This window comes from Microseira sp. BLCC-F43 (assembly GCF_041929235.1).
Classification (GTDB): Bacteria; Cyanobacteriota; Cyanobacteriia; order Cyanobacteriales; family Aerosakkonemataceae; genus Microseira.
Genome location: NZ_JBHFNP010000091.1, coordinates 1 through 25,010, shown reverse-complemented (window position 1 = coordinate 25,010; position 25,010 = coordinate 1). Strand labels below are relative to the sequence as shown.

Annotated in this window: 19 protein-coding genes; 10 read left to right on the top strand and 9 right to left on the bottom strand. The window is 45.2% G+C overall.

Annotated features, from left to right (window positions below; translation table 11 throughout):
- The first annotated feature begins 331 nt into the window (after positions 1–331).
- The gene (gene miaB / locus ACE1CM_RS14035; RefSeq protein WP_374878143.1) at positions 332–1,678 is read left to right on the top strand and encodes a tRNA (N6-isopentenyl adenosine(37)-C2)-methylthiotransferase MiaB; all 1,347 of its coding nucleotides are present in this window, start codon (positions 332–334) and stop codon (positions 1,676–1,678) included.
- A 374-nt stretch (positions 1,679–2,052) separates the two neighbouring features.
- The gene (locus ACE1CM_RS14030; RefSeq protein WP_374878142.1) at positions 2,053–2,316 is read left to right on the top strand and encodes a hypothetical protein; all 264 of its coding nucleotides are present in this window, start codon (positions 2,053–2,055) and stop codon (positions 2,314–2,316) included.
- Positions 2,317–2,459: 143 nt separating this feature from the next.
- Here the strand turns inward: ACE1CM_RS14030 and ACE1CM_RS14025 are convergent, their stop codons facing one another.
- Together ACE1CM_RS14025 and ribBA are read right to left on the bottom strand one after the other, a co-directional pair.
- Positions 2,460–4,010 (bottom strand): tetratricopeptide repeat protein, encoded by a 1,551-nt coding sequence (locus tag ACE1CM_RS14025; RefSeq protein ID WP_374878141.1) that lies wholly within the window; start codon positions 4,008–4,010, stop codon positions 2,460–2,462.
- A 374-nt stretch (positions 4,011–4,384) separates the two neighbouring features.
- The gene (ribBA, locus tag ACE1CM_RS14020; RefSeq protein ID WP_374878140.1) at positions 4,385–6,067 is read right to left on the bottom strand and encodes a bifunctional 3,4-dihydroxy-2-butanone-4-phosphate synthase/GTP cyclohydrolase II; all 1,683 of its coding nucleotides are present in this window, start codon (positions 6,065–6,067) and stop codon (positions 4,385–4,387) included.
- Positions 6,068–6,272: 205 nt separating this feature from the next.
- Between ribBA and ACE1CM_RS14015 the strand changes: the two genes are divergently transcribed.
- Together ACE1CM_RS14015 and argC are read left to right on the top strand one after the other, a co-directional pair.
- Positions 6,273–6,884 carry a hypothetical protein gene (locus tag ACE1CM_RS14015; protein ID WP_374878139.1) on the top strand — a complete coding sequence of 204 codons (612 nt, stop codon included), beginning with the start codon at positions 6,273–6,275 and terminating at the stop codon, positions 6,882–6,884.
- Complete coding sequence (argC, locus tag ACE1CM_RS14010) at positions 6,872–7,930, top strand: N-acetyl-gamma-glutamyl-phosphate reductase (protein WP_374878138.1); 1,059 nt, start codon at positions 6,872–6,874, stop codon at positions 7,928–7,930. Before ACE1CM_RS14015 ends, argC begins: the two co-directional genes overlap by 13 nt.
- An 84-nt stretch (positions 7,931–8,014) precedes the next feature.
- Here argC and eno read toward each other — a convergent pair whose 3' ends face one another.
- Positions 8,015–9,304, bottom strand: a complete 1,290-nt coding sequence (gene eno, locus ACE1CM_RS14005) for a phosphopyruvate hydratase (RefSeq protein WP_374878137.1) — start codon at positions 9,302–9,304, stop codon at positions 8,015–8,017.
- A 440-nt stretch (positions 9,305–9,744) separates the two neighbouring features.
- Here eno and gloA point away from each other — a divergent pair, with 440 nt between their 5' ends.
- Positions 9,745–10,185 carry a lactoylglutathione lyase gene (gene gloA / locus ACE1CM_RS14000; RefSeq protein WP_374878136.1) on the top strand — a complete coding sequence of 147 codons (441 nt, stop codon included), beginning with the start codon at positions 9,745–9,747 and terminating at the stop codon, positions 10,183–10,185.
- Positions 10,186–10,390: 205 nt separating this feature from the next.
- Here gloA and ACE1CM_RS13995 read toward each other — a convergent pair whose 3' ends face one another.
- On the bottom strand, positions 10,391–11,194 hold the full coding sequence (locus tag ACE1CM_RS13995; RefSeq protein ID WP_374878135.1) for a choice-of-anchor W domain-containing protein: 804 nt from the start codon (positions 11,192–11,194) through the stop codon (positions 10,391–10,393).
- Positions 11,195–11,991: 797 nt separating this feature from the next.
- Between ACE1CM_RS13995 and clpB the strand changes: the two genes are divergently transcribed.
- From clpB to ACE1CM_RS13970, 5 genes are all read left to right on the top strand, one after another.
- Positions 11,992–14,658 (top strand): ATP-dependent chaperone ClpB, encoded by a 2,667-nt coding sequence (clpB, locus tag ACE1CM_RS13990; RefSeq protein ID WP_374878134.1) that lies wholly within the window; start codon positions 11,992–11,994, stop codon positions 14,656–14,658.
- A gap of 212 nt (positions 14,659–14,870) precedes the next feature.
- Positions 14,871–15,839: a hormogonium polysaccharide biosynthesis glycosyltransferase HpsE gene (gene hpsE, locus ACE1CM_RS13985; RefSeq protein ID WP_374878133.1), complete on the top strand. Its 969-nt coding sequence runs from the start codon at positions 14,871–14,873 to the stop codon at positions 15,837–15,839.
- A 19-nt stretch (positions 15,840–15,858) separates the two neighbouring features.
- A complete protein-coding gene (hpsE, locus tag ACE1CM_RS13980; RefSeq protein ID WP_374878132.1) occupies positions 15,859–16,887 on the top strand; it encodes a hormogonium polysaccharide biosynthesis glycosyltransferase HpsE in 1,029 nt (342 codons plus the stop codon).
- Positions 16,884–18,050 (top strand): glycosyltransferase family 4 protein, encoded by a 1,167-nt coding sequence (locus ACE1CM_RS13975; protein WP_374878131.1) that lies wholly within the window; start codon positions 16,884–16,886, stop codon positions 18,048–18,050. Before hpsE (ACE1CM_RS13980) ends, ACE1CM_RS13975 begins: the two co-directional genes overlap by 4 nt.
- Positions 18,047–19,216 carry a glycosyltransferase family 4 protein gene (locus ACE1CM_RS13970; RefSeq protein WP_374878130.1) on the top strand — a complete coding sequence of 390 codons (1,170 nt, stop codon included), beginning with the start codon at positions 18,047–18,049 and terminating at the stop codon, positions 19,214–19,216. The genes ACE1CM_RS13975 and ACE1CM_RS13970 overlap by 4 nt, the downstream gene beginning before the upstream one ends.
- Positions 19,217–19,420: 204 nt before the next feature.
- Here ACE1CM_RS13970 and ACE1CM_RS13965 read toward each other — a convergent pair whose 3' ends face one another.
- The 5 genes from ACE1CM_RS13965 to ACE1CM_RS13945 form a co-directional block, all read right to left on the bottom strand.
- A complete protein-coding gene (locus ACE1CM_RS13965) occupies positions 19,421–20,407 on the bottom strand; it encodes a glycosyltransferase (protein ID WP_374878129.1) in 987 nt (328 codons plus the stop codon).
- Between the two features lie 5 nt (positions 20,408–20,412).
- The gene (locus tag ACE1CM_RS13960; RefSeq protein WP_374878128.1) at positions 20,413–21,396 is read right to left on the bottom strand and encodes a glycosyltransferase; all 984 of its coding nucleotides are present in this window, start codon (positions 21,394–21,396) and stop codon (positions 20,413–20,415) included.
- A gap of 57 nt (positions 21,397–21,453) precedes the next feature.
- A complete protein-coding gene (locus ACE1CM_RS13955; RefSeq protein WP_374878127.1) occupies positions 21,454–22,341 on the bottom strand; it encodes a class I SAM-dependent methyltransferase in 888 nt (295 codons plus the stop codon).
- A 21-nt stretch (positions 22,342–22,362) separates the two neighbouring features.
- Positions 22,363–23,241 (bottom strand): glycosyltransferase family 2 protein, encoded by an 879-nt coding sequence (locus tag ACE1CM_RS13950; RefSeq protein WP_374878126.1) that lies wholly within the window; start codon positions 23,239–23,241, stop codon positions 22,363–22,365.
- 135 nt (positions 23,242–23,376) lie between these two features.
- On the bottom strand, positions 23,377–24,636 hold the full coding sequence (locus tag ACE1CM_RS13945; RefSeq protein ID WP_374878125.1) for an RNA-guided endonuclease InsQ/TnpB family protein: 1,260 nt from the start codon (positions 24,634–24,636) through the stop codon (positions 23,377–23,379).
- Positions 24,637–25,010 lie beyond the last annotated feature (374 nt).

Sequence of the window (25,010 nt, the reverse complement as noted above, 5' to 3'; positions counted from 1 at the left end):
GCTCATAGTCAAGCCCCAATAATCTTTGGGTCTCTGAGGGATGTTTTTCTATATATTCCCGAAGTTGGCTCATGTCAGGGCAAAATTCCATTATAATATGGGAGCGCTCGCGGGAGAGTTTCTTTGTTGGAGAAGTCTATTGAATAATGGCGAGATTGTTGTAGAAATTGGCAAGCTCTAACATTTCATTCTCAGCAACGCATTCATCCCGCGACTCAAGCATAACGCCTCTCTGAGAAACCGGGTTTCTTAAAGAAGTTCGTAGTAGGCGCTAAAGCGCCTACTACGAACGCTGCGCGGTAACATAGATATTGTCCTCATATCGCCAACCATGACCACCTCTCCTCGTCGCTATCACATCACCACCTTCGGCTGTCAAATGAACAAAGCCGACTCGGAACGCATGGCTGGCATACTAGAAGATATGGGCTTTGCGTTCTCAGAAGACCCCAACGATGCAGATGTAATTCTCTACAACACCTGCACCATCCGCGATAATGCCGAACAAAAGGTCTATTCTTATCTAGGCAGACAAGCCAAGCGCAAACACGAACAACCCGACTTAACTTTAATTGTCGCCGGATGTGTCGCGCAACAAGAAGGCGAAGCTTTACTGCGGCGCGTCCCAGAATTAGACTTAGTAATGGGGCCGCAACACGCTAACCGATTGCAAGATTTATTGGAACAGGTATTTGAAGGCAATCAAATTGTTGCCACCGAACCCGTCCATATCATGGAAGATATTACCAAGCCGCGCCGCGATAGTAAAGTCACGGCTTGGGTGAATGTAATATATGGTTGCAACGAACGCTGCACTTATTGTGTAGTTCCCAATGTCCGAGGCGTAGAACAATCTCGCACGCCGGAAGCAATTCGCGCCGAAATGGCAGAAATCGGGCGTCAAGGATATAAAGAAGTAACATTATTAGGGCAAAATATCGACGCCTACGGCAGAGATTTACCCGGAGTTACTCCCGAAGGACGCCACCTGCATACCCTGACGGATTTACTTTACTACGTCCACGATGTACCGGGAATCGAACGGATTCGTTTTGCTACCAGTCACCCGCGTTATTTTACCGAAAGATTGATAAAAGCTTGTGCGGAATTGCCCAAAGTTTGCGAGCATTTCCACATTCCTTTCCAGTCGGGAGATAACGATATTCTTAAAGCAATGGCGCGGGGATATACTCAGGAAAAATATCGCCGCATAATCGATAAAATTCGCGAGTATATGCCAGATGCGGCAATTAGTGGCGATGCAATTGTTGGGTTTCCCGGAGAGACGGAAGAACAATTTGAAAATACGCTGAAATTAGTTGAAGAGATTGGTTTTGACCTATTAAATACCGCCGCTTATTCTCCTCGTCCCGGTACGCCCGCCGCACTGTGGGAAAATCAGTTAAGCGAGGAAGTAAAAGCCGACCGATTGCAGCGATTGAATCATCTAGTGAGTATTAAAGCAGCAGAGCGATCGCAACGCTACCAAAACCGCATCGAAGAAGTCCTCGTGGAAGACCAAAACCCCAAAGATCCTACCCAAGTCATGGGAAGAACCAGAGGAAATCGCCTTGCATTCTTCACCGGAAACATAAATGCACTAAAAGGTAAATTAGTCAAGGTAAAAATTACCGAAGTTCGTGCATTTAGCTTAACCGGAGAAGCGATTAATTTGTAGGGTGCGTTAACGCAGTGTAGGGCACCATCTGTAGGTGGTGCCCTACTAACATTAATTCAAAGTCAAAGTTCAGACAGGAAAGTAGAAATGACTACTGCGATCGCGCCCTGTCTAATTTTACAAACTATCATCTGTCACACAGCTTAGCGTTGCTTGATGCTCTAATTGCTGCTTGTGCTGTTGGACGAGGTGCCACACTCTGCACTTTCAACCTCAAGCATTATCGGATTGTGTCTGGACTTGTAACAGAACAACCTTATACGCGCTGAAATCTAGCCATAGTAGAGTGAGGAAATCCTCACTTTCAACCTCACATCGTCCGTAAAAGCACTATGCCACGATCCTGATATTGACAACTAGAGGAAATTTCAACTATGCAATCTCAAAATAGTGACTCTAAACAACGCACGTGGACTGATATTGCGACTCAGTTTTTTTTGGGTGCTGCTCTGGGACTGGTTTTTTCACTGATTCCCTTATTTTGTATATCGGTATCTACTTTATCGCTGACAACAATACAGATTGTGGCGCTCGCAGTCGGATTGGCAGCGTTTTGTGCCACATTATCTGCTATCTTTGGTAACAGGTTTTTGAGTCTGTTAACAACCGTCTTGGATTCTGTGCCTCCTGTTAGTTAAAGCGAGATCCTAGTCTCCTAGTTCCCAGGATCAGCCTCCCAGGCTCCTATCCTAGTTCCCAGGCTCAGCCTGGGAACTAGATTCCAGAGGCTCCGCCTCGGCGAAGCCTCCCTAAAGTAAGTGCCATTCAACCCTAATACTGACTAGCCAACCAAAAGTTTTTGCTCGTAATCATCTCGATCCCGATGGTGCAGCGGCGCAATTTGCAATCCCAGATCCACATCCTCAATCGCTCCCAGTTTATCACCTAGTGCAAAACGAGCCAATCCCCGGTTAATATAAGCCGAACTCAGATTAGGATCGAGTTGCAAAGCATGGTTAAAATCTTCAACAGCTTGGCGAATATCTCCCAATCTGTAGCGAATAAATCCCCGGTTATTATAAGTTCTGGCATCGTTGGGATTTAGCTGCAAAGATTGGTTAAAGTCGTTAATTCCTCCTTCTTTATCTCCCAATTCCGATCGCAGCAAACCCCGGCTAACATAAGCTTCGGCTAAATTAGTATCTATCCGCAATGCTTGGTTAAAATCTGCCAAAGCTTGCTGAATTTTTCCTTGGTTTCTGTAGGCAAGTCCCCGGTTATTATAGGTAGCTGCGTGGTTGGGATTGTGTTCCAATGCTCGATTAAAATCTTCAATTGCGCTTTGTAAGTCTCCCCGGTAATAGTAAACCAAACCTCGGTTATAGTAGGCATTCGCTTTTTTAGGATTGATAGAGAGCGCCTGGGTGTAATTTTCAATCGCTCCCTGACTATCTCCCATCACCGCGTAAAGATTCCCCCGGTTATTGTAAGCTTCGGCATCGACGGGATCGATTTCCAGCATATGGTTATAATCTTCAACTGCTTCTTGCTTTTTGCCTAGTTTATAGCGGGCAAAAGCGCGGTTGTAGTAAACATCTGTCAATTTGGAGTTAATTTCTAAGGCTTTTTCGTAATCTTCAACCGCCGCATTATTTTCGCCTAAGTGAAAGCGAACCAGAGCGCGATTATTGTAAGCTTCCACTAAGTACGGATCGATTTTTATCGCCTGACTAAAATCTTCAATCGCTCCTTGTTTATCGCCTAATTCAAAGCGAGCCATTCCTAAATTGTTGTAAGCTTCTGCTAAGGAAGGATTAATTTTTATAGCTTGTTTGTAATCGGCAATTGCTCCTTCTTTATCCCCCAATTTAAACCTGGCAATACCGCGACTCAGGTAAGCTTCAGCTATGTGAGGATCGAGCTGTAAAACTTGGTTAAAGTCTGCGATCGCTAGCTGATGATCTCCCAACTCAAAGTGCAGCATCCCCCGGTTGATGTAAGCTTGAATAAACTCTGGCTCCAGCTGTAAAGCTTGGTTAAAATGGCAAATTGCTTCGAGTTGCTCTCCTATAGCGCGCAGCGCATTTCCCCTACTGTTGTAAGCAACTGCATATTGCGGATCTATTTCCAGCGCTTGGTTAAAGTCTTCAATCGCTGCTTGATAGTCGCCTAATTCATGCCGTGCTAGTCCCCGATTGTAGTAACCTTTTGCACATTTTGGCTCTATTTGCAATACTTGATCGAAGTATTCAATAGATTCTTGATAGTTTCCTTCTCTAGCTCTTTCCGTTCCTTGGCTCAAACATTGCTCAATAGTCATCTTTTCTTCTTCCTGGTAGTCACCTGGCAAATTTTTTTCTGCGTCTTGCTTTAATAATTTTTTAACAATCATAGTAAGCCGTTCCTGATGAAGTAATAGTTTGTAGAGCAGATGCTTGTTGTTTTGAGAAATTACCCAAGCCACAGTATCTGCGAGTGGGTTAAAGCTGAAGCACGCAATTTTGGCGTATACTCTTACAGCAGAATTTTCACCGAGCAGGGTGGCGAGGTTCTGAGTCTTGCGTTAACGATTCAGGGTGATTATCTGGACACTTAGCTCGATCTGTTGGTAGCTCCTCGGTGAATACACTGTCTATCTTCGCAGAAGAATCACTTAATTTCTCACGCTTTACTTAATCTTTAAATCTAATTTTGTTTGTCTTTACAAAAAAGTAATGATGGGGCATGGATAGTAATAAATATTACAGATGCCCCAGGCTTTATGCCCTATGTCCGGGAGAAAATATAGATTTTCTGAGTTTCCAGGCGATCGCAAACCGAGGAAGGTAACCGATCGATCGGGAATGTTTGACGATCCAGTTGTACCTGCAAGCTGGTGAGGGGGTCAACACCGGGGGAAACGAGGAATTCCAGGTGGTGGAGATCGGACCAACTCACGAGGTGGTCGAGTAAGCGAGCGATCGCTTGCAGGTAAGGATGGTTTGGTTGGCGATACCAGTCGGGGGTTGCCAAATTCGGTTGATCGAAGCCCAAATGGAACGTGAGGGAAGATTGACCGAATAGAGCGATCGCGACGCTACGCGCTTCTTCCTGCAACAGCAAGTGGAACTGCGCCGCCAAATGGCGCACTTTTTCCAACCTCTCGTAGCGTTGAGCGATCGACTGGTCTTCATCCACCCAACCTACCGCCACCGTCACCAGATAAGTCTGCAACAGCATGTGACCCAGCTTCTTCGCCTTGGTCGCCAGATAGATCGAATTATAGGTATTGGCCTCGATCAGTAGCGGTACTCGTTCCACCACTTCCAAACCGTAGCCCTTCACCCCGGCAATTTTGCGGGGATTATTGGTAATCAGGCGAATTTTGTGAATTCCCAGATCCGTGAGAATTTGCGCCCCCACGCCGTAATTCCGCAAATCTGCTGGGAAACCCAGCCGTTCGTTAGCTTCCACCGTATCCAGCCCCATATCCTGCAAAGAATAGGCTTTCAACTTATTAATCAAGCCGATACCCCTGCCTTCTTGTCGCAGGTAAACCACAACCCCCATCCGGGCTTTCTCGATTGTATTGAGTGCCGATAGCAGCTGCATCCGACAGTCGCAACGCAGGGAACCCAAAGCATCCCCCGTCAGACATTCCGAGTGCATCCGCACCAACACCGGCTGATTTTGAAACTGGGCGGGGTCACCCTTAACAATCGCGACGTGTTCGGAATTGTCCAAGGTATTGCGGTAGGCGTAAATTTGGAAATTACCGAACTCGGTAGGTAAAGCCGCCACCGTCTCGCGACAGACAAACCGTTCGTGCTGGAGGCGATAGCTAATTAAATCCGCGATGCTGATAATTTTGAGTTGGTGAGTTTGGGCGTATTCGATTAACTGGGGTAACCGCGCCATCGAGCCGTCGGGGTTCTGAATTTCGCAGATTACCCCAGCCGGGTATAACCCAGCCAGTTGAGCTAGGTCAACTGCTGCTTCCGTATGACCCGCGCGTTTAAGCACGCCTCCATCTCTAGCGCGCACTGGGAAGATGTGACCGGGGCGACGCAAATCTTCTGGGCGCGTGGTGGGGTTAATCGCGACTTGGATCGTGCGCGCGCGGTCTTCTGCCGAAATGCCCGTCGTTACCCCCAACTGAGGACCAGCATCGATGCTGACTGTGAAAGCAGTTTGATTGCTGTCGGTATTGTTGGTGACCATCAACGGCAGGTCTAATTCATCCAGGCGTTCACCCGTCATCGCCAGACAAATTAACCCCCGCGCATTTACCGCCATAAAATTAATCACGTCGGGGGTAGCGAACTGAGCCGCGCAGATCAAGTCGCCTTCGTTTTCGCGAGCTTCGTCATCCACTACCACGATCGCTCGACCCGCCTTAATTTCTGCCAGCGCGCAGTCAATTGAGTCAAACTGAAAAGATCGATCGGACAAGTTTTGCGGCGATTCCACAGATTAGTTCCAGTCAATAAATTTTAAGTTTTTTTTAAAGCTTTCCCTCAAGTTAGACAGGTGCAAACCTCTAACTTTGTATTAGTGTAGGAAAGCCGATGGGGATTGCTGCTCTTGGTGACATTTCCTTGCTTAGAGCAGGGAAAGGTTGCCCGTTTTTAGCTGCCTCATCCCACCCTACCTTGTCTCTAGGCACCTTGAACGGGTGCGATCAAAACCTGTTGGTGATGAACCAGACAAGGAGAACTCCCTACCAACTAATTATGACTACGATATTGCCCGACAATCCAGTTTGGAAGTAAGCAACAAGTGCATAACGGACAGGGATATTCGGCATAAATGCTACTGGGCAATTCTTGAGTTTGTTCCCCAAGGTTCGTCTACAAGTCCAAGCACCTTGTACTATGGATTGTTGACTTGCGATCTCTCCACCCCAAACGTTGCAGCGATCGCAACTACGGGCACGGCATTCTACAAACTTTTGATCGAAATCAAAACCGTTTCTAGCCCATGCCCCTACTACGAACGACGGCGCCCAAGCGCCTACTACGAACGACTGGGCGTGAAGCGTTCGCGCAGCGGCGCGGATGCGCTTAGCTATCGCTCCAAGAATCGCCCGGAAGGCAAGTCTGGTGACCAACGCCACCACCTCTGGCAAGCAACAATGTTGTCTACCGTGAAAATGCCAGGGAGCGCAGTTGCCTTAATACTAATTGTAGTTCCCAAGCCAAACCGTGCTTTTAGTACTACAATGCAGCAAAAGTTTAACTATTTTGAACCACAAGTTTACAAGGGTCAAGTGTTATGGGTGATTTAGGGCGCGTTCCAGTTGGAATTATCGGCGCGTCGGGTTATGGGGGAGTGCAGCTGGTAAGGCTGTTGATGGATCATCCCAGGGTGGAATTGGTTTACTTAGGCGGTGAAAGCAGTGCTGGAAAACCATTTTCCGATCTTTACCCCCACCTGGGAAATCTGGTCGATCTGATCGTCGAGCCAATTGATTTAGAAAAAATTGCGGCTCGCACTCAAGCGGTGTTTCTTTCCCTGCCGAATGGGTTAGCCTATCAGATCGCTCCGGAACTGTTGGCTAAAGGATGCAAGGTATTGGATCTTTCGGCAGACTATCGCTTTACCGATTTGAATACTTATACCACTTGGTACGGAGGCGATCGCCATGACCGCGAAGTAGCATCCACTGCTGTATACGGCTTACCGGAATTGTACCGCGATCGCATCGCCCAATCCAAGCTGATTGGATGTCCCGGTTGCTACCCCACCGCCAGCTTGTTGGCGCTTTCCCCCCTGCTCAAACAAGGTTTAATCGTCCCGGACACCGCGATTATCGATGCTAAATCCGGCACATCGGGCGGCGGACGTCAAGGCAAAATCAACCTACTGCTTGCCGAAGCCGACAACTCTTTGGGCGCTTATAACGTCGGGCGTCACCGCCATACCCCGGAAATCGAGCAAATTTGTAGCGATTTAGCCGGACACGAAGTCACGGTACAATTTACACCCCACCTGATCCCGATGGTGCGCGGTATTTTGGCAACCGTTTACGCCACCCTCCGCGATCCCGGTCTGGTGCGCGAAGACTTAGTTACAATTTATACTGCATTTTACCGAGCATCTCCTTGGGTCAAAGTCCTGTCGAGCGGAGTTTATCCCCAAACCAAGTGGGCGTGCGGAACTAACAATTGTTACATAGGAGTCGAAGTTGACGCCCGTACAGGACGGATCATCGTCATGTCAGCAATTGATAACTTAATCAAAGGTCAATCCGGTCAAGCCATCCAGTGTTTAAACCTGATGATGGGTTGGGAAGAAACTCTGGGATTGCCCCAGTTCGGCTTTTATCCTTAATCGGGGGAGGGTATTTTAGATTTCAGATTGCAGATTTCAAATTGAATTAAATCTGCAATCTGCAATCTGGAATCGGCAATTCGCCTACTTCGGTCCTAACCCAACTGCACCGGCATAAACCGCTTGGTCGCCCAATTCTTCTTCAATTCGCAGCAGGCGGTTGTATTTAGCAACTCGTTCGCTGCGACACAAGGAACCCGTTTTGATTTGACCGGCACGAGTCGCCACCGCCAGGTCGGCAATCGTGGTATCTTCGGTTTCGCCGGAACGATGGCTGATAACAGAACGATAGCCGTTGCGCGTTGCTAGGTCGATGGTTTGTAGGGTTTCGCTTAACGAGCCAATTTGATTGAGCTTAATCAAAATCGCGTTTCCGGCTTTTGTCTCGATGCCTTTTTGTAACCGCGTGGGGTTGGTAACAAACAAGTCATCGCCTACCAATTGAACGCGGGAACCGATTTTATCGGTTAGCAGCGTCCAGTGTTGCCAATCTTCCTCGTGCAACCCATCTTCAATCGAAACAATGGGATATTGCCCTACCAACGTCCCCAAATACTCGATAAACTCTTCTGGGGCGTGGGCTGAACCATCATAAACATATTGACCCTGTTTATAGAATTCGCTCGCGGCGACATCCAGCGCCAGGGCGACTTCTTCCCCTGGTTTATAGCCTGCTTTTTCAATTGCAGCTACCAGCAAATCCAAAGCCACCTGATTCGACGCTAGATTGGGCGCAAAACCGCCTTCATCGCCGACACCAGTCAGCAAACCTTTATCATCCAACACCTTGCTGAGGGTGGCGAATACTTCCGCCCCCCAGCGCAGCGCTTCCCGGAACGAAGGCGCACCCACCGGGACGATCATGAATTCTTGAAAATCAACGTTGTTAGCTGCGTGGGCGCCGCCATTGATCACGTTCATCAAGGGAACGGGTAACAGGTTTGACAAAGGCCCGCCCAAGTAGCGGTACAGCGGGATCGTCAACGCGGCGGCACTCGCTTTCGCGGCGGCGAGGGAAACCGCTAGAATCGCATTGGCTCCCAGATTGGATTTATTTGGGGAACCGTCTAACTCGATCATCGTGCGGTCGAGGAGTTCTTGGTTGAGGGCATCGAGATCGAGTAGTTCGGGGGCAATTTTGTCGTTGACGTTCTGCACCGCCGTGAGGACGCCTTTACCGCCGTAACGGCTTTTATCCCCATCGCGCAGTTCGTGAGCTTCAAACGTGCCGGTAGAAGCGCCGCTGGGGACTTGGGCAATTCCGGCAATGCCGTTGGCTAGGTAGACTTCTGCTTCCACCGTAGGACGCCCGCGGGAATCGAGAATTTCCCGCGCTTGAATGTGATCGATGGCAGTATTTAGGGTATCAGTCATGGCGTATAACCTCGTGTAGGGAAGCGATCGCGCGCCGCTTGCATTCAGGACTGCCGATAATTATCGGAGCAATCAGATCGATTGTTAAGCATAGGGGTTTAACCGCCCCTTCCCCCTGAGATTAAACATCTCTACTGATTTGGGTAATGGGTAATAGGTAATGGGTAGAGGAGTGACGCCAAGAAACCGGGTTTCTGGGAAAAATCTTCTCAGCAGAAACCCGGTTTCTTGAACAAATCACCTTTGTTTCTCGGAAAAATCTGCGACTTGGAACCAGAGATCTACGAATAAACCCGGTTTCTGAGGCAAATCACCTTTGTTTCTCGGAAAAATCGTGGCTTTGGAACCAGAGATAGCAGCAAGAAACTTTGGTGATGGCCTAGACCAATTAGCGATCGCCCTAAAATGAATAAAAGTTAAAAAATTCGGAGTTGCGTACCATGCGAATGCTACACACCATGCTGCGCGTCGGTAACCTGCAAGAGTCGCTAAAGTTCTACTGCGACGTTTTGGGCATGAAGTTGCTTCGCCAAAAAGACTATCCAGATGGGAAATTTACCCTCGCTTTTGTCGGATACGGCGATGAGTCCGACCACACCGTCATCGAATTAACCTACAACTGGGGCGTCGAGCGGTACGATCTCGGTAACGCCTACGGTCACATTGCCCTTGGTGTCGATGATATTTACACCACCTGTGAAGAAATTAAAGCTCGTGGCGGTAAAGTAGTACGGGAACCGGGACCAATGAAACACGGTTCAACGGTAATCGCTTTTGTCGAAGACCCCAATGGATATAAAGTTGAATTGATTCAACTCGGTACTCAAGGTTCTGCTCCCACCAGCAGCGAATCCCAACCAGAAACAGTGGCTAGCAAATAATACCTGTTTGTTTTTCCCCGTTCAAAAACCCCTAAACAAACCGGGTTTTTGAACCAAGATCTGTAGGGGCACGGCGTAGATAAGTGCTGATTTTTACGCCTAATATGAGTTCCAGCTTTTCACCCTGAAATTAATTCTCTCCGCGTCCCCGCATCAGGAGCGTCCCCGCGTCAGTCCTAACGATGGGTTGCCGTGCCCCTACAATTTATTGGTTAACTGATTTTTTCTTCTGATTAGAAGCTGCAACTACAGCACCTGTGACTAATAGGGCAGCAATCGTACTTGGTTCGGGTACGCTTGTAGAAGGAGTTTGACCAAATATATCTGCGCGCCCCCGATCGCTTAAACGACCTGCTTTAATTTGATACGCAACTCGTGCGCCCCTTGTAGCTTCAGCAAAAGGAGCCTGGGTAAACGTCATCGTCGATTTACCAGACAGGGTGAAGTCACCCGTCAATCCGCCGATCATGATATATTTTAACGTGTCGGCACTGTTAGATTCTAATCCATTGAGCGATTGACCGTTTAGTCTCAAATCGCCGATCAACATGCTGCCGTTATCCGCTCTCGTCCGCAAAAACAAATCTGTAAAAGGAGCGGTAAAACTAGAACTGGTTAACACTCTATTGCCAACAGTATAGGTGACTTGCGAACCAGTTACTTGCAGGATGAAATCTACCGCTTGACCGCTGGTGAATCCATAATCGCTGGAAGCAACACCGGGTAAGCTGCGGGTGAATGGCGCAGAATTGTTTGAATAAACTGCATCAAAGATATGCAGTTCCTTGTCTCCACTCCAAGGATTTTGACCTTGAACTGCGTTGTTGCCTATTTGGCTTTGAACGACAAACTCCTCCCAATAGTCGCCGCTAGAAATTAAAGATTCAAATTGGCTATCTGTGTATTCGGGGGCATATCTGATTGTAAATGCATTGGCAGTTGCAGGTAATGAAACTAATCCCAGGGTAGTGACTGCTAATGCGAATAAGTCTTGACTGATGCGCTTCATTTTTGCTCGGTTGATTGGCTAGTATTTTAGTTGATTTTTACTGGTGGCGAAGCCGGTTGATGTGATTCATCTCACCCGATTTATCCTTTCTGCATACGTTGGTAATTTGTGAAAATTATGTGAGAAATATTTGCAGCAGGCAGAATGATAAATATAAAATCCAAACCAGCTATACCAAGAATAACCTTTACAATTGGGTAGAAGGGGTAGAGACAAACGATTTTTAACAAAGATTTAAATAAGCTCTAGGAAGTTGAAGCGAATATATCAGAAACCGGGTTTCTTCATAGATCTCTGGTTGAAAAATCAAGGATTTATCAGAGAAACCCGGTTGATTTGCGTAATTACAGCCGATAAAAAGGCTAAATTACGCAGAAAATCAGCCAAAAAATTGCTCAATTAAGCGAAATTACAGTCAAAATTACAAAACCCAAAGTAGCAGCAACAGACTGGTGCATCCGCAAAAATCCGGGATCAGGTGGAGCAAAAGTGCGTTGCGGACGGACTTCCCCGTTGTTGGGGGCGGATTTACATAGAGCATCGGCGCGTTCGGTAAAGAGCGAGAATTAATAAAATAGAAGAGACGAACCGTTGTACGTGCGGCAAGCGGGGAATTTACGCCTGGGGACTGTTGATGCCGTCATCCAAAGGTTGAAGCAGGAAGCTTTCCGTCAAAAGGAGGGAAATGCTCCCTCTTCCTCAGACTGACAACAAACAGCCGGGGAAGGCAATACCATAGGTAAAATCACAGCAGTTGCTGAAATACCGGATAATTATACAAAAGAGCTTTTTAACCAATGCAGCCAACGGACTCTAATAAGTTTACTGATAAAGCCTGGGACGCAATAGTAAAATCGCAAGACGTAGCGCGGCGCTACCAGCAGCAGCAGCTGGAAGTAGAGCATTTGGCGATCGCTCTCGTTGAACAAGATGGTCTGGCGCAGCGCATTCTGGGACGATTAGGCGTAGATAGCGATCGCATGACGCAGCAAATCGAAGCATTCATGCGAACTCAACCCAGAGTACCCAAAAGCGACCAGTTATATTTGGGACGCAGTTTAGATGTAATGCTCGATCGGGCGGAAGCATTGCGGGAAAATTGGGGGGATGGTTATATCTCCGTCGAACACATGTTACTCGCCCTCGCCGAAGACGAACGGATGGGACGCCGCTTACTGCGCGGGTTCGATGTCGATGCTCAAAAACTAGAAGCGACAATAAAAGCAGTTCGCGGTTCGCAAAAAGTCACCAATCAAAACCCAGAGTCGCGCTACGAAGCACTGGAAAAATACGGACGGGACCTCACCGAACAAGCAAAAGCAGGTAAACTCGACCCTGTAATTGGGCGCGATGACGAGATTCGCCGCGCCATCCAAGTGCTATCCAGAAGGACGAAAAACAACCCCGTGCTGATTGGAGAACCGGGGGTGGGGAAGACTGCGATCGCAGAAGGTTTAGCCCAGCGTATCGTCAACGGCGACGTTCCGGAATCCCTCAAAAACCGCCGTCTGATCTCCCTCGATATGGGTAGCATTGTCGCCGGAGCAAAATATCGCGGCGAATTTGAAGACCGCCTCCGCGCCGTTTTGCGGGAAGTAATCCACTCGGAAGGTCAAATTGTCCTATTTATCGACGAACTCCATACCGTCGTCGGTGCGGGAACCGGATCTCAAAGCGGCATGGATGCTTCCAATTTACTCAAACCAATGCTGGCGCGCGGAGAATTGCGCTGTATCGGCGCCACAACTCTCGATGAATACCGCAAATTTATCGAAAAAGATGCGGCTCTAGAGCGGCGCTTTCAACAAGTTTTCATCGATCAACCCAACGTCGAAGATACCATCTCAATTCTGCGCGGAATTAAAGAACGCTACGAAGTCCACCACGGAGTCAAAATTACCGACTCGGCGTTAGTCGCGGCGGCGACCCTAAGCGATCGCTATATTTCAGATCGATTTTTACCAGATAAAGCGATCGACTTGGTAGACGAAGCAGCCGCCAAGTTGAAAATGGAAATAACCTCAAAACCAGAAGAGTTGGAAACCCTCGAACGCCGCTTAATGCAGCTGGAAATGGAAAAACTCTCCCTCGAAGGCGAAGGAAACCGTCTCGGCGCGGTGACGGGAACTTTCCGCACTTCGGCGGAACGCTTGGAACGGATTCAAGCTGAAATGAAACAGTTACACAACAAACAGTTGGAACTGAACTCCCAATGGCAAGGGGAAAAACAGCTGTTAGAAGCTATTAATGCCATGAAAGAAGAAGAAGACCAACTGCGCGTCTTAATCGAACAAGCGGAACGGGCTTACGACCTCAACAAGGCGGCACAATTAAAATACGGCAAATTGGAAACCTTGCAGCGCGATCGCGAAGCAAAAGAAACCGAACTCCTCAAGCTGCACTCCCAAGGTTCCTCCCTGTTGCGCGAACAAGTAACCGAAGAAGATATCGCCGAAATTGTGGGTAAATGGACGGGAATTCCCGTTAACCGACTATTAGAGTCAGAACGGCAAAAATTACTCCAACTCGAAGCTCAACTCCATCAGCGAGTTGTGGGACAGCATGAAGCCGTATCAGCCGTTGCGGCGGCGATACGCCGCGCTAGGGCGGGCATGAAAGACCCCGGACGCCCAATAGGCTCATTTTTGTTCATGGGACCCACAGGAGTCGGCAAAACCGAATTAGCCCGCGCTTTAGCCCATTCTTTATTCGACGCCGAAGACGCCCTCGTGCGCCTCGACATGTCGGAATATATGGAGAAACACTCGGTTTCGCGGTTAGTCGGCGCACCTCCAGGATACGTAGGTTACGAAGAAGGCGGACAACTTTCGGAAGCGATTCGCCGCCGTCCTTATTCAGTAGTATTGCTCGATGAGGTGGAAAAGGCGCATCCCGATGTGTTTAATATTTTGTTACAAGTGCTGGATGACGGACGGATTACCGATTCCCAGGGCAGAACCGTAGATTTTCGCAATACGGTAATTGTAATGACGAGTAATATAGGAAGCGATCGCATCCTAGAATTCGCCGGAGACGATAATCGTTACGAAATCATGCGGAAACAAGTGATGGACGCCCTCAGAAAGCAATTCCGTCCCGAATTCCTCAACCGCGTTGACGATACTATCATCTTCCACGCCTTGGGGCGCGGCGAATTGCGGCAAATTGTGGCAATTCAACTGCAACGCCTGCGGAAATTACTCGCAGACCAAAAAATCGGTGTGGAAATCTCCCAGGCGGCTGCCGATCATATCGTCGAAGCGGGGTACGATCCAGTGTACGGCGCGCGTCCGCTCAAGCGGGCAATACAGCGAGAATTGGAGAATGCGATCGCGACTAAAATCTTAGAAAACGCCTTTGTTCCCGGCGATACCATTTTCATCGATTACGCTGATAACGCCTTAATGTTTAATAAAAAACCGAACTTGGGCTTATCAGCGGCAATTCAAGCTGTAGAACGGTAAAATTGCAGCAAAAGTGCAAGAGGCGGGTTGTGAAAAATTTGTGAAAAAACCATTGATGCAAAACCCGCCTCTCTTGTGGGGTGCAGATGGAAAAATCAGCCTGAGAGTATTTGTAAAATTAATCAAATCTGTGTAAGGTTTCTCAGTAAATGTGGGCATACTCTAAAAAGAGGGAGCCCGGAGAAATCGGGATGCCGTTGCTAGGAAATTTTATGAAACCCCAACCAACCTGCATAGACTTTACCGTAGCTATTCCTACCTACAACGGGGAAAGGCGTTTACCAGAAGTGTTGGATAAACTGCTCAAGCAAATTAATGCAGAACACATCGCTTGGGAAGTTATTGTGATTGACAATAACAGCACCGACCAAACCAAAAAAGTAGTTGAAGAATATCAAAAAAACTGGCCTTTAAGTCATACTCTAAGATATTGCTTTGAGCCTCAAAAAGGACTATGCTTCGCCAGAAAACGCGCCGTAGAAGAAGCCAAAGGCAAATTTGTCGGATTTATCGACGACGACAATTTACCAGCACCAGACTGGGTAGAACAAGCTTACGCCTTTGGAATGGAACGCGATCGCGTCGGTGCTTACGGGAGTAAAATTAAAGGTGAATTTGAAGTAACTCCCCCAAAAAACTTTGAAAGAATTGCGCCATTATTGGCACTGACAGATAGAGGCACGCAACCTTGCATATACGAACCTAATAAAAAAATACTACCACCCGGAGCCGGATTAGTTGTACGCAAGCAAGCCTGGATGGAAAACGTTCCCACAAACCTGCTTCTTGGCCCAAAAGGCAATGATAAAACAATCCAAAGAGGAGAAGATTTAGAAGCAGTTTTATATATTCAAAAAGCTGGATGGGAACTTTGGTATAATCCCAAAATGTACGTCGATCATCGCATTCCCCGCGAGCGCCTAGAAAAAGATTATCTGCTGAAATTATGCCGCAACACGGGGCTGGCGCGCTATCACACGCGAATGCTTAGCGTCAAACCTTTTCAGCGACCCTTGGCTTTGCTGATTTATTTGCTCAACGATGTGCGAAAAATAATAGTTCATCTGTTGAAGTATAATGCAGCAATTCGCGACGATTTAGTAGTAGCTTGCGAAATGCAGCTTTATCTAGGCTGTCTCGTCAGTCCTTTTTACATCTGGAACAAATACGGTCAAAAATAGTTAGGAAGGTAGCTTGCCCTTGTCAAAAGCTTGTGTTAGCCTGAAGCCTATAGAATCGATGGCAAGTCAGGTGCATTTTACCGTAACTATTTGTACTTATAACGGTGCAGAGCGCATCCCAGAAGTATTAGACCAACTGCAAAAGCAAGTTGGTACAGAAGCGATTGAGTGGGAAGTAGTGGTGGTGGACAATAATAGCAGCGATCGCACCGCAGAAGTAGTCGCTGGCTACGCACAAAACTGGCGCAAAGATAGTCAGTTAAGATACATATTTGAACCCAAACAAGGCGTTTTCTACGCTCGCATTAAAGCCGTAGAGTCAGCACAAAGTAACGACCTAATAGGTTTTTTAGATGACGATAATCTACCCGCAGAAAACTGGGTAGCCGAAGCTTTTCGCTTTGGTAAAGAAAACCCTCAAGTAGGCGCATATGGAGGCATTATTCATGCCAAACTCGACGAAAATCCACCCCCTTACTTCGAGCAAGTAAAAGGATATTTAACAATTTTCAATCGGGGAAAAACAGCATTTTGTTACAAACGCTCCGATAAACCTCGTCGAGTTCCTCCAGCACCCGGAGTAGTTATCAGAAAAAAAACGTGGGAAGAAACTATACCGCCGCCAGAAAAACTCTTAATAGCTGGGAGAGATGAAAAAACAATGGCTGCTGGTGAAGATGCAGAAATGATGTTTTACATTCAAAACAGCAAGTGGGAAGTGTGGCACAATCCCAAAATGGAAATATGGCATCACATTCCCCCCCATCGCTTAGAAAAAGATTATCTGCTTAAACTTGCTCGTGGCTATGGTTTTTCCATTCATCTAACCCGCCTAGCTCGATATTATCCTTGGCAACGACCTTTCATACTATTATTAACACCATTTTATACGTTGCGGGATAGCTTAAAAGTTGTAAATTATTACCTACGACACAAAGAGATTATTGCCAAAGATTTTGGCAAAGCTTGTGAATTAGAGTGCATGATAGGTCAGGTTTACAGTCCTTTTATCAAGTTATATGAATTGAGAGAAGCGCTAAAAAAATGAACATAGCTTACATTACCGAATTCGATATTAATAGCAATCAAAATAATTGGCAGAGGCATCAAATAGGTCATTGGGGAAGATGTTATTACATGGCTAAATCCCTAGAAGATGAACTGACAACGCTTCACTATTTGGGGCCTTTAACTAAAAAAGATGCCCTGTTACCTAAAATTAAATCGCGTTTATACAATCAAGTTTTAAAGCAAACTTACCACCCTTGGTCAGACCCGATTTTTAATAAAGATTATGCGCGTCAGATAGAAAGAAAACTATCTAATATTAATGCAGATGTAGTGGTTTCTCCTGATATAAATTTTATCGCTTATCTTGAATGGGAACGCTCTCTCATATTATGGGTAGATACTCTCTATACAGGCTTGATAAATTATTATGTCGATTACATGAATCTCTGCCAAGAAACTAGCCAACATTTGAGGGAAATGGATAGGCTAACTTTGAATAAATGTACTAAAGTTATATTTTCATCAGACTGGATGGCTAAAAAAGCTATTGAAACCTATCAAGTTGACCCAGCCAAAATTAATATAGTTCCTTTTGGAGCCAATATAGAATGTAACAGAACCATCGAGGATATAAATAATATAGTCAAAACCAGACCAAAAAATCCATGTAAATTACTATTTATTGGCGTTGATTGGGTAAGAAAAGGCGGCAAAATTGCCCTGGAAGTCGCAAAAGAATTAAACAAAGCAGGATTGGATACAGAATTAACAATAGTTGGTTGTCAACCGATTGCTAACGAACCAACACCCAACTTTGTCAAATATTTAGGATTTATCGATAAATCTAAAAAAGAAGGAATTGAAAAACTCAATCATTTGCTAGCAGAATCCCATTTTCTGATCTTACCTTCACAAGCAGAATGCTACGGACATGTTTTTTGCGAAGCCAATTCTTTTGCACTCCCTTGTTTAGCAACAGATGTCGGGGGAATACCCAGTATTATTAAAGATAATTTGAATGGCAAAACTTTTCCATTAACTGCCAGTATTGCCGATTACTGCACTTACATTTTTAATTTAATGAACAACTATCGAGACTATGAAAAACTCGCTATTTCATCATTTAACGAGTACCAAACCCGCTTAAACTGGACTGTAGCTGGTAAAAAAGTTAAAAATATTTTGAACGAAATTATATGAAATTAGCTTACGTTACAACTTACGATGTTTTGAACAGTTCAAATTGGCCTAAATATCAAGTAGGACTTTGCGGTGCAGGTTATTACCTAGCGCAAGCTTTAGAAAAACAATCTGTCACCATTGACTATCTTAGCTCTTTCAAGAAAAAAGTTTCTCCCGTGACTAAAGCTAAGTGGAGTTTTTATCGGTATTTGCTCAAAAAAGACTACTATCGCTGGTCTGAACCATTAGTACTGAGAGATTACGCCGCTCAAATTTCCCAAAAATTGCCTAAATTTAATTCAGACATAGTGCTTTGTCCAGAAAATGCAGTCCCAATTGCCTATCTCGAATGCAAGCAACCAATTGTTTTGTGGACAGACTCCGCCTTGATAGGATTAATTGACGTATATCCATATTTGAGCAATCTGTGTAATGAAACAAAGCGCAATATATACGCTTTAGAAAAAGCCGCCTTAAATCGATGCGAATTAATCATATATTGGTCGGATTGGGCGGCTCAAACAGCTATTAAAAATTACGGAATCGCCCCCTCAAAAGTCAAAGTTGTTCCCGCTGGAGCCAATATAGAATGCAACCGAAACATCGATGATATTCGCAATATTGTTGATGCGAGAACATCCAGCCCTTGTAAGTTATTATTTTTAGGTTTTGATTGGATTAGGAAAGGAGGAAATGTAGCCCTGGAGGTGGCAAAAGAGTTAAATAAAATGGGTTTCAATACTGAATTGACCGTAGTTGGTTCCCCACCTCCTACCACAGATGAACCCTTACCTAGCTTTGTTAAATTCTTGGGATTTATCAGTAAATCCACCCCAGAAGGCGAACAAAAAATTAATCAGTTATTAGCAGAATCGCATTTTTTAATCTTACCTTCGCAAGCCGAGTGCTACGGAATTGTATTTTGCGAAGCCAATTCCTTTGGAGTTCCTTGCTTAGCCACTAATGTTGGCGGTATTCCAACTATTATTAAAGATAATGTCAACGGAAAAACTTTTTCATTAGAAGCAAACGTTTCAGAATATTGTAACTATATTGCTTCCCTGATGACTAACTACAACGAATACAAGCAACTAGCGCTATCATCATTTAACGAGTATCAGTCTCGCTTAAACTGGGATGTTGCTGGTAAAACCGTTAAAAACTTATTGCTGGAATTGCTTTAGAATCCCGGTTTCTTCAAGAATACCTGCGCCAATTTTTTTAAACGCCAAGATCCCCCAGGCTAAAGCCTGGGGCTACACAAGCAAAGCAAGGCGTAGCGGGCTCAAATCCTTACAGCCCGCGCAGGCGGGCTTTGTTTGTATAGCCGCACCCTTAAGGGTGTCGGATTTTGGCGAAGGTATTGTTCAAGAAACCGGGATTCTGAATCAAACCAGGTTTACTTGCAGAAGAGTCAACAAAGTATTCGCGCTCGATAGTTGCTTAAATTTATTTAGCAATACTTGAGCCTGTGGCGACGGAAAAAGAACTACAATCGCAATTCTAAATAATACTTTCCATATAATTCGCCTCTGGAGCAAAACCGGATCGTATTGAATCGCCAACCAAAGAAATCGTAGCGCTAATAAACCTTTGTATCGTACTGGAGCGCCTTCTAAAGCTTTGTAAGTCAGGTATTTGTAGCGATTAGCTAAACTTACCTGTTTTAAGTGTTGAATCGATTCGGGAGCGTTGGCGTAAGCGCGCTCAAGAACTTGCAAGCTACCTTGTTCCATTTTGACGACATTAGAAGAAACTGAATTTGCCGCTATTCGGTATAAAATTTGCACCTTTGGTACAGTCGTGTAATGATAGCGAGCAGCCAATCGCAGCCACATATCCCAATCTTCTGCGTGGGTGAGCGATTCGTCAAAACCACCGACTTCGATCAAAGCTTGCTTGCGAATTAAAGCATTAGAACCACTTTCCACAAAATCATTTAACAACATTCTTGCTAAAGCATCGCCTTCCCAAGAAACGTAGCCACCTCGACCGATAATTTTACCCGATTCATCAATCCAATCAGTCCAACTAATAGCAACCCCAGCTTGGGGATTATTTAGCAATGCTTTGTATTGAGCTTCTAACTTATCAGGTGTCCAGAGGTCATCATCATCGAGAAAGGTAATAAACTCGCCAGCAGCAAGTTTAAATCCTCGATTGCGGCTAACGTTTACCCCAGCATTTGGGTAAGAAAACACTTTGATTCGCTCATCTTGGATTTTAGAAATAATATCTAAAGTACCGTCTTGCGAGCCATCGTTAATGATAATTAATTCAAAATCTGTGAAAGTTTGATTTAATACGGATTCTATAGTTTGTTTAATGGTTTTTTCACCGTTGTAAACGGGAATCACTACAGAAATAACTGGCATACTGGTTATGGGTGGGTTTGAATAGATGTAAACAAAGTATTTAAATTGCCGAATCGCTGCATTTTAGATAATACATTTTTAGCCATTTGAGGTGGTAATGAAACCACCAAACCAATATGAAACAATACTTTCCAGAAGATGCGACGGCGCAGTAAAACTGGGTCGTTTCTAACTGCATACCAAAGAAACCAGGCTGCGGCTAAACCTTTTTTGGGATTTGGAACACCTTCGAGAGCTTTAAAAATTAGGTATTTGTGAGAGTTTGCAATGGTAATCCGCTTGAAATGTTGTATCGATTCAGGTGCTTGAGCGTAAGCGCGTTCAATCACCCGCAAGCTCGATTTTTGCATACCCAAAACATTAGAAGACATCGAGGTAGAAGAAACTCGATATAAAATTTGGATTGATGATACGGCGACAAAATGATACCGAGCAGCTAACCGCAACCACATATCCCAATCGTGAGCATTGCTGAGGGACTCGTCAAAATTGCCTACTTCTCTCAAAGCAGCAGCGCGAATTAAAGGATTAGAACCATTTTCCAAAAAGTTAGATAACAACAGTTCTGTTAAAACATCACCTTCGTAACTCAGGTAAGCACCTTCCCGTAAAAATTTGCCTGATTCATCAATCATGTTACTCCAACTGTAAGCCACCGCCGCTTGAGGATTATTTTGTAAGGCTTTAAATTGAGCTTCTAGTTTATCAGGTGTCCACAGATCGTCTGCATCGATAAACGAAATATATTCACCTTCTGCGCGACTAATTCCTCGGTTGCGACTCGCTGGTTGTCCGGCGTTGGGGTAGGAAAAAACTTTTATACGAGAATCTGGAAAACTCTTGACAATTTCTAAGGTTGAGTCTTTTGATCCATCATTTATTACTATTAACTCAAAGTCTGAGAAAGTTTGTTTGAGGATAGACTCAATCGTCTCTCGGATTGTTTTTTCGCCGTTGTAAACTGGCAAAATTACTGAAATTTGCGGCATATATCAATATGTTGGTAGATGCGTTCGCTTACTTTTCTCTTGCCCCTATCCTGGTATTTACCGGCGAAACATCTGCTTCATTTCTCGCCCAATAGCCCCAAGATACTTGCCTCTTATAACTCCATCTCTCAGCAGCCTATTCAACCTTAGTGGTGAGACTTTTTCTAACTTAACAAATTCCATCGGTTTAAACCAATACGTTCGATCGTACCAAGACAATACCAGCCCCTGCTTGAAGAACATAAAAGCTGTAGTACCATCATATTTAGCATTCGTTGCTAAGTGAGTTGGATGAATGTTATCAACCCTACCAAATGCTTCTGTAATCAGCGCAATTCCTCCCATCTTTAACCTAGAATAAATATCTCTAATTGCCGCCACCGGAGCGTTAAGATGCTCCAGAACTTCAAATGAAATCACCCCATCGTATTGACCCATTGGACATGAATTATAATCAGTTATAGCGTCAATAGACTTATCTAATAATTCATAAAATTCAAACCGTTTCATAGCGAAATCAAACGTGCGGCTACCGGGGAGATCGTAGTAATCTACTTTAAAGCCATTTTTAGCCAAATATAAAGAGTCATTTCCCGTTCCGTCACCATGCATTAATATCTTTAATTCTTCGTGCTTCAAGTTATGGTTTTTTGCATATAATTTCAGTCGCTTTAGTGCAGATTCTGTCCAACCCTGGCGATTCGGCTTCGCCCAATATACTAAATTTTCAAATAACATCCCATAGCTTTCACGATACAGCTGTTCCATCTTGTCATTGTAATAGTGAGGAGTGACTTGAAACCTATTGAGGTCTTGCTGGATATTCCAGCCTTTATCTATAGCTTCCATCCACACTCTATGCTCTACTTCTTCTCTGGGTAGTTCGGTGAATTTGACAATTTCATTCACCAGTTCGGCAAATGTCAAAGGAATAGTTATTTCCATCGCTTTCTTTCCTTTCTTTACTTAGTTAAACTGTTTCGACACCCGCTTAATAGTCCGCATTGGCGCAAACAAAAACGACCTGACTATCATTTGCGAGCAAAACAGAATATCCGGCTTTTGTTTCCAAACCAATTTGGCTAACTTGAGACTCCAACGACTTTTTGCTTCTGCCTTCAAGTGTTTGTAAGGTTGGCTGCGTTCATCGGCAAAAAAGATATCAAGCACCATTAAAACTTCTTTAGACCAGCGCCAGTAATTTCCCACTAAATTACCATCATGCATGACTTTAATCATCAAGGTTTGAGGCACGTGAACGATTTTGCCCAAATAAAGCATCCGCAATTGTAACTCTCGGTCGTAACTAATTTTTAGCTTTTCGTTCACCCCACCTGCTTTGACTAAAGCTTCGCGACGAACGACCACCAATGACATGCTGTGGATGACATTATCCATCAACAGCAAGTGCGTCATATTGGGATACATTTTCATCGGCTTTAGATTGAGATCGACCTGAGAACCATCTTGTTTAATTTCTGTGTAATTGCAATAAGCGGTAACGGCATCGGGATTGGCTTTTAAAGCTTTAACTTGTTCTTCTAAATAATTCGGTTTCCATTGATCGTCCGAGTCTAAAAAAGCAACAAATTCACCCCGCGTCAGGCGGATACCTTCGTTAATCACAACCGTGGCGCCGCGATTGACTTCCCAACGTGCTAGGCGAATACTGGGATAAGTCGCCGCAATCCACTCATAGGTTCCATCCGTTGAACCATCATCAACGATAATTAACTCATAATCTCGATAGGTTTGATTCAAGACGCTCTCAATCGCCTTGCCTATAAAGTGCTTGCGATTGTAAGTTGGAATCAGTACCGATACTTCAGGAGTGACGGCAGTCATAATCAGGCTTTGAGCAGTTTAGTTTATATATTAACCCCCAGCAGTAGGGACGACACCAGTATAAGTTCTGGTAGCTGATGCCAGAGTGACATCCTCCCCCACCAAATCAAAGATTATGGTGGGGGCTTCCCCAAATCACTTTGAGGATTTCCTAGTTACTCCCTTACGGGATTTCGCCACTTGCCTAGATTGAGTTACCTCAACCCCCGGTAGATCGGCTGCATAGGCAGTTTCCTTTCCCGCTAGCCCAGCGGTACTAATTAAGGCAATGCCCCGATTTCTGATGACTTGACCGCTAGCAACATCTCTATCCGTTGTATATCCACAATTCCCACAGCTATGTACTCGCATTGTCAAATCTTTCCTAACTTCAGCCCCACATTCAGGGCATAGTTGGCTAGTCCCTCTAGCATCGACAACAGCAAAAAACTTACCTCGCTTCCAACTGACGTATTGGACAATAGTACGAAATTGTCCAAAAGCTCCGTCTAACATATGTTTGCCAAGCATACCTTTCGCGCTAATGCGGTAGTCCAGATCTTCCATGAAAATCATGTCCCCAGCATCGCACAGCTTATGAGCTTGCTTAAAATGAAAGTCTTTGCGAGTGTTGTCGATTTCGTGGTGAAGTCGAGCTACTCTAATACGGGCTTTTTCGTAATTCTTTGACCTCTTCTGTTTTCTACTCAGTCGGCGTTGCAGTAATTTCAACTCGCTTTGCTTCTGCTTAAAAAACTTAGGTGGTCTTACGATTTCTCCTTCACTTGTAGCCAAAAACTTTTCTAATCCGATGTCCACACCTATCGGATGACCTTGTGGTACTGCGCTCGGAACGTTAACATCTAACTGCAAGTAGATCGAGGCATACCACCTATCGGCTTTCCTGATAACCCTTACTTGCTTGACCACAAAACCATCTGGCATGGGACGATGCAAGTTGATCGGTATTACTCCGAGCTTAGGTAATTTAACGTGAATTCCCGTTACGGGGTTTTCCTTAAACTGAGGAAACAGTAAAGAGTTAAACTGCCCGTACTTCTTAAATCGAGGAAAGCCAAAACCACGTTCTTGAAAGTACTCCCAACCACGGTGCAACTGCTTAATCGCTTGCTGCAAAACTTGAGAAGGTACTTCCCCTAAACGTGGGAATTCTTTCTTAGCTGCTGGCAAAGAGTTAAGTTGATTGACCTCTGTGGGAAATTTTAAGTCGGCAGCAAGGATGTATTCTCGTTCAATTGAGCATCTATCCACTAAACACTTACGACTATCGCACCAATCTTTAATTTCCCGCAGCGCGTAGTTGTATGCAATGCGGCAAGTTTCCATCCATTCAACCAAAGTCTGTTGTTGAGTGGTGTCAGGATAGATTCGATAGCGGTAGTTTAGTGTTAGCATGAACTAACTCTACCACATTTACTGGAAGAAGTCAAGCTAGTAAATGCTCGCATCATCCCCGTCGAGGGGAATCGTCTCGCTTGGGGGAGTCCATGTATCCCACCACTAAACCGAAGGTTTAGTGGGGGTATTATAGCTCCCCCAAACCCCCACTTTTTGATAAAGGAGCGGGACTACGCAAAGAAACCGGGTTTCCAGTATCGTCGAGGATGAAGTGAGCGTTCTTAGTCTTGACACCTAAAAATTACGGGAGCGTGGTAGCCCCGTCAATTCATTGCGGGGCCCAAACGCGACACGAGCAGATTTATCTGCCGTCAATATTAGTTAAGATTAATCAATATTATCATCTAGGTCAAAGCCAGTAGATTATAATT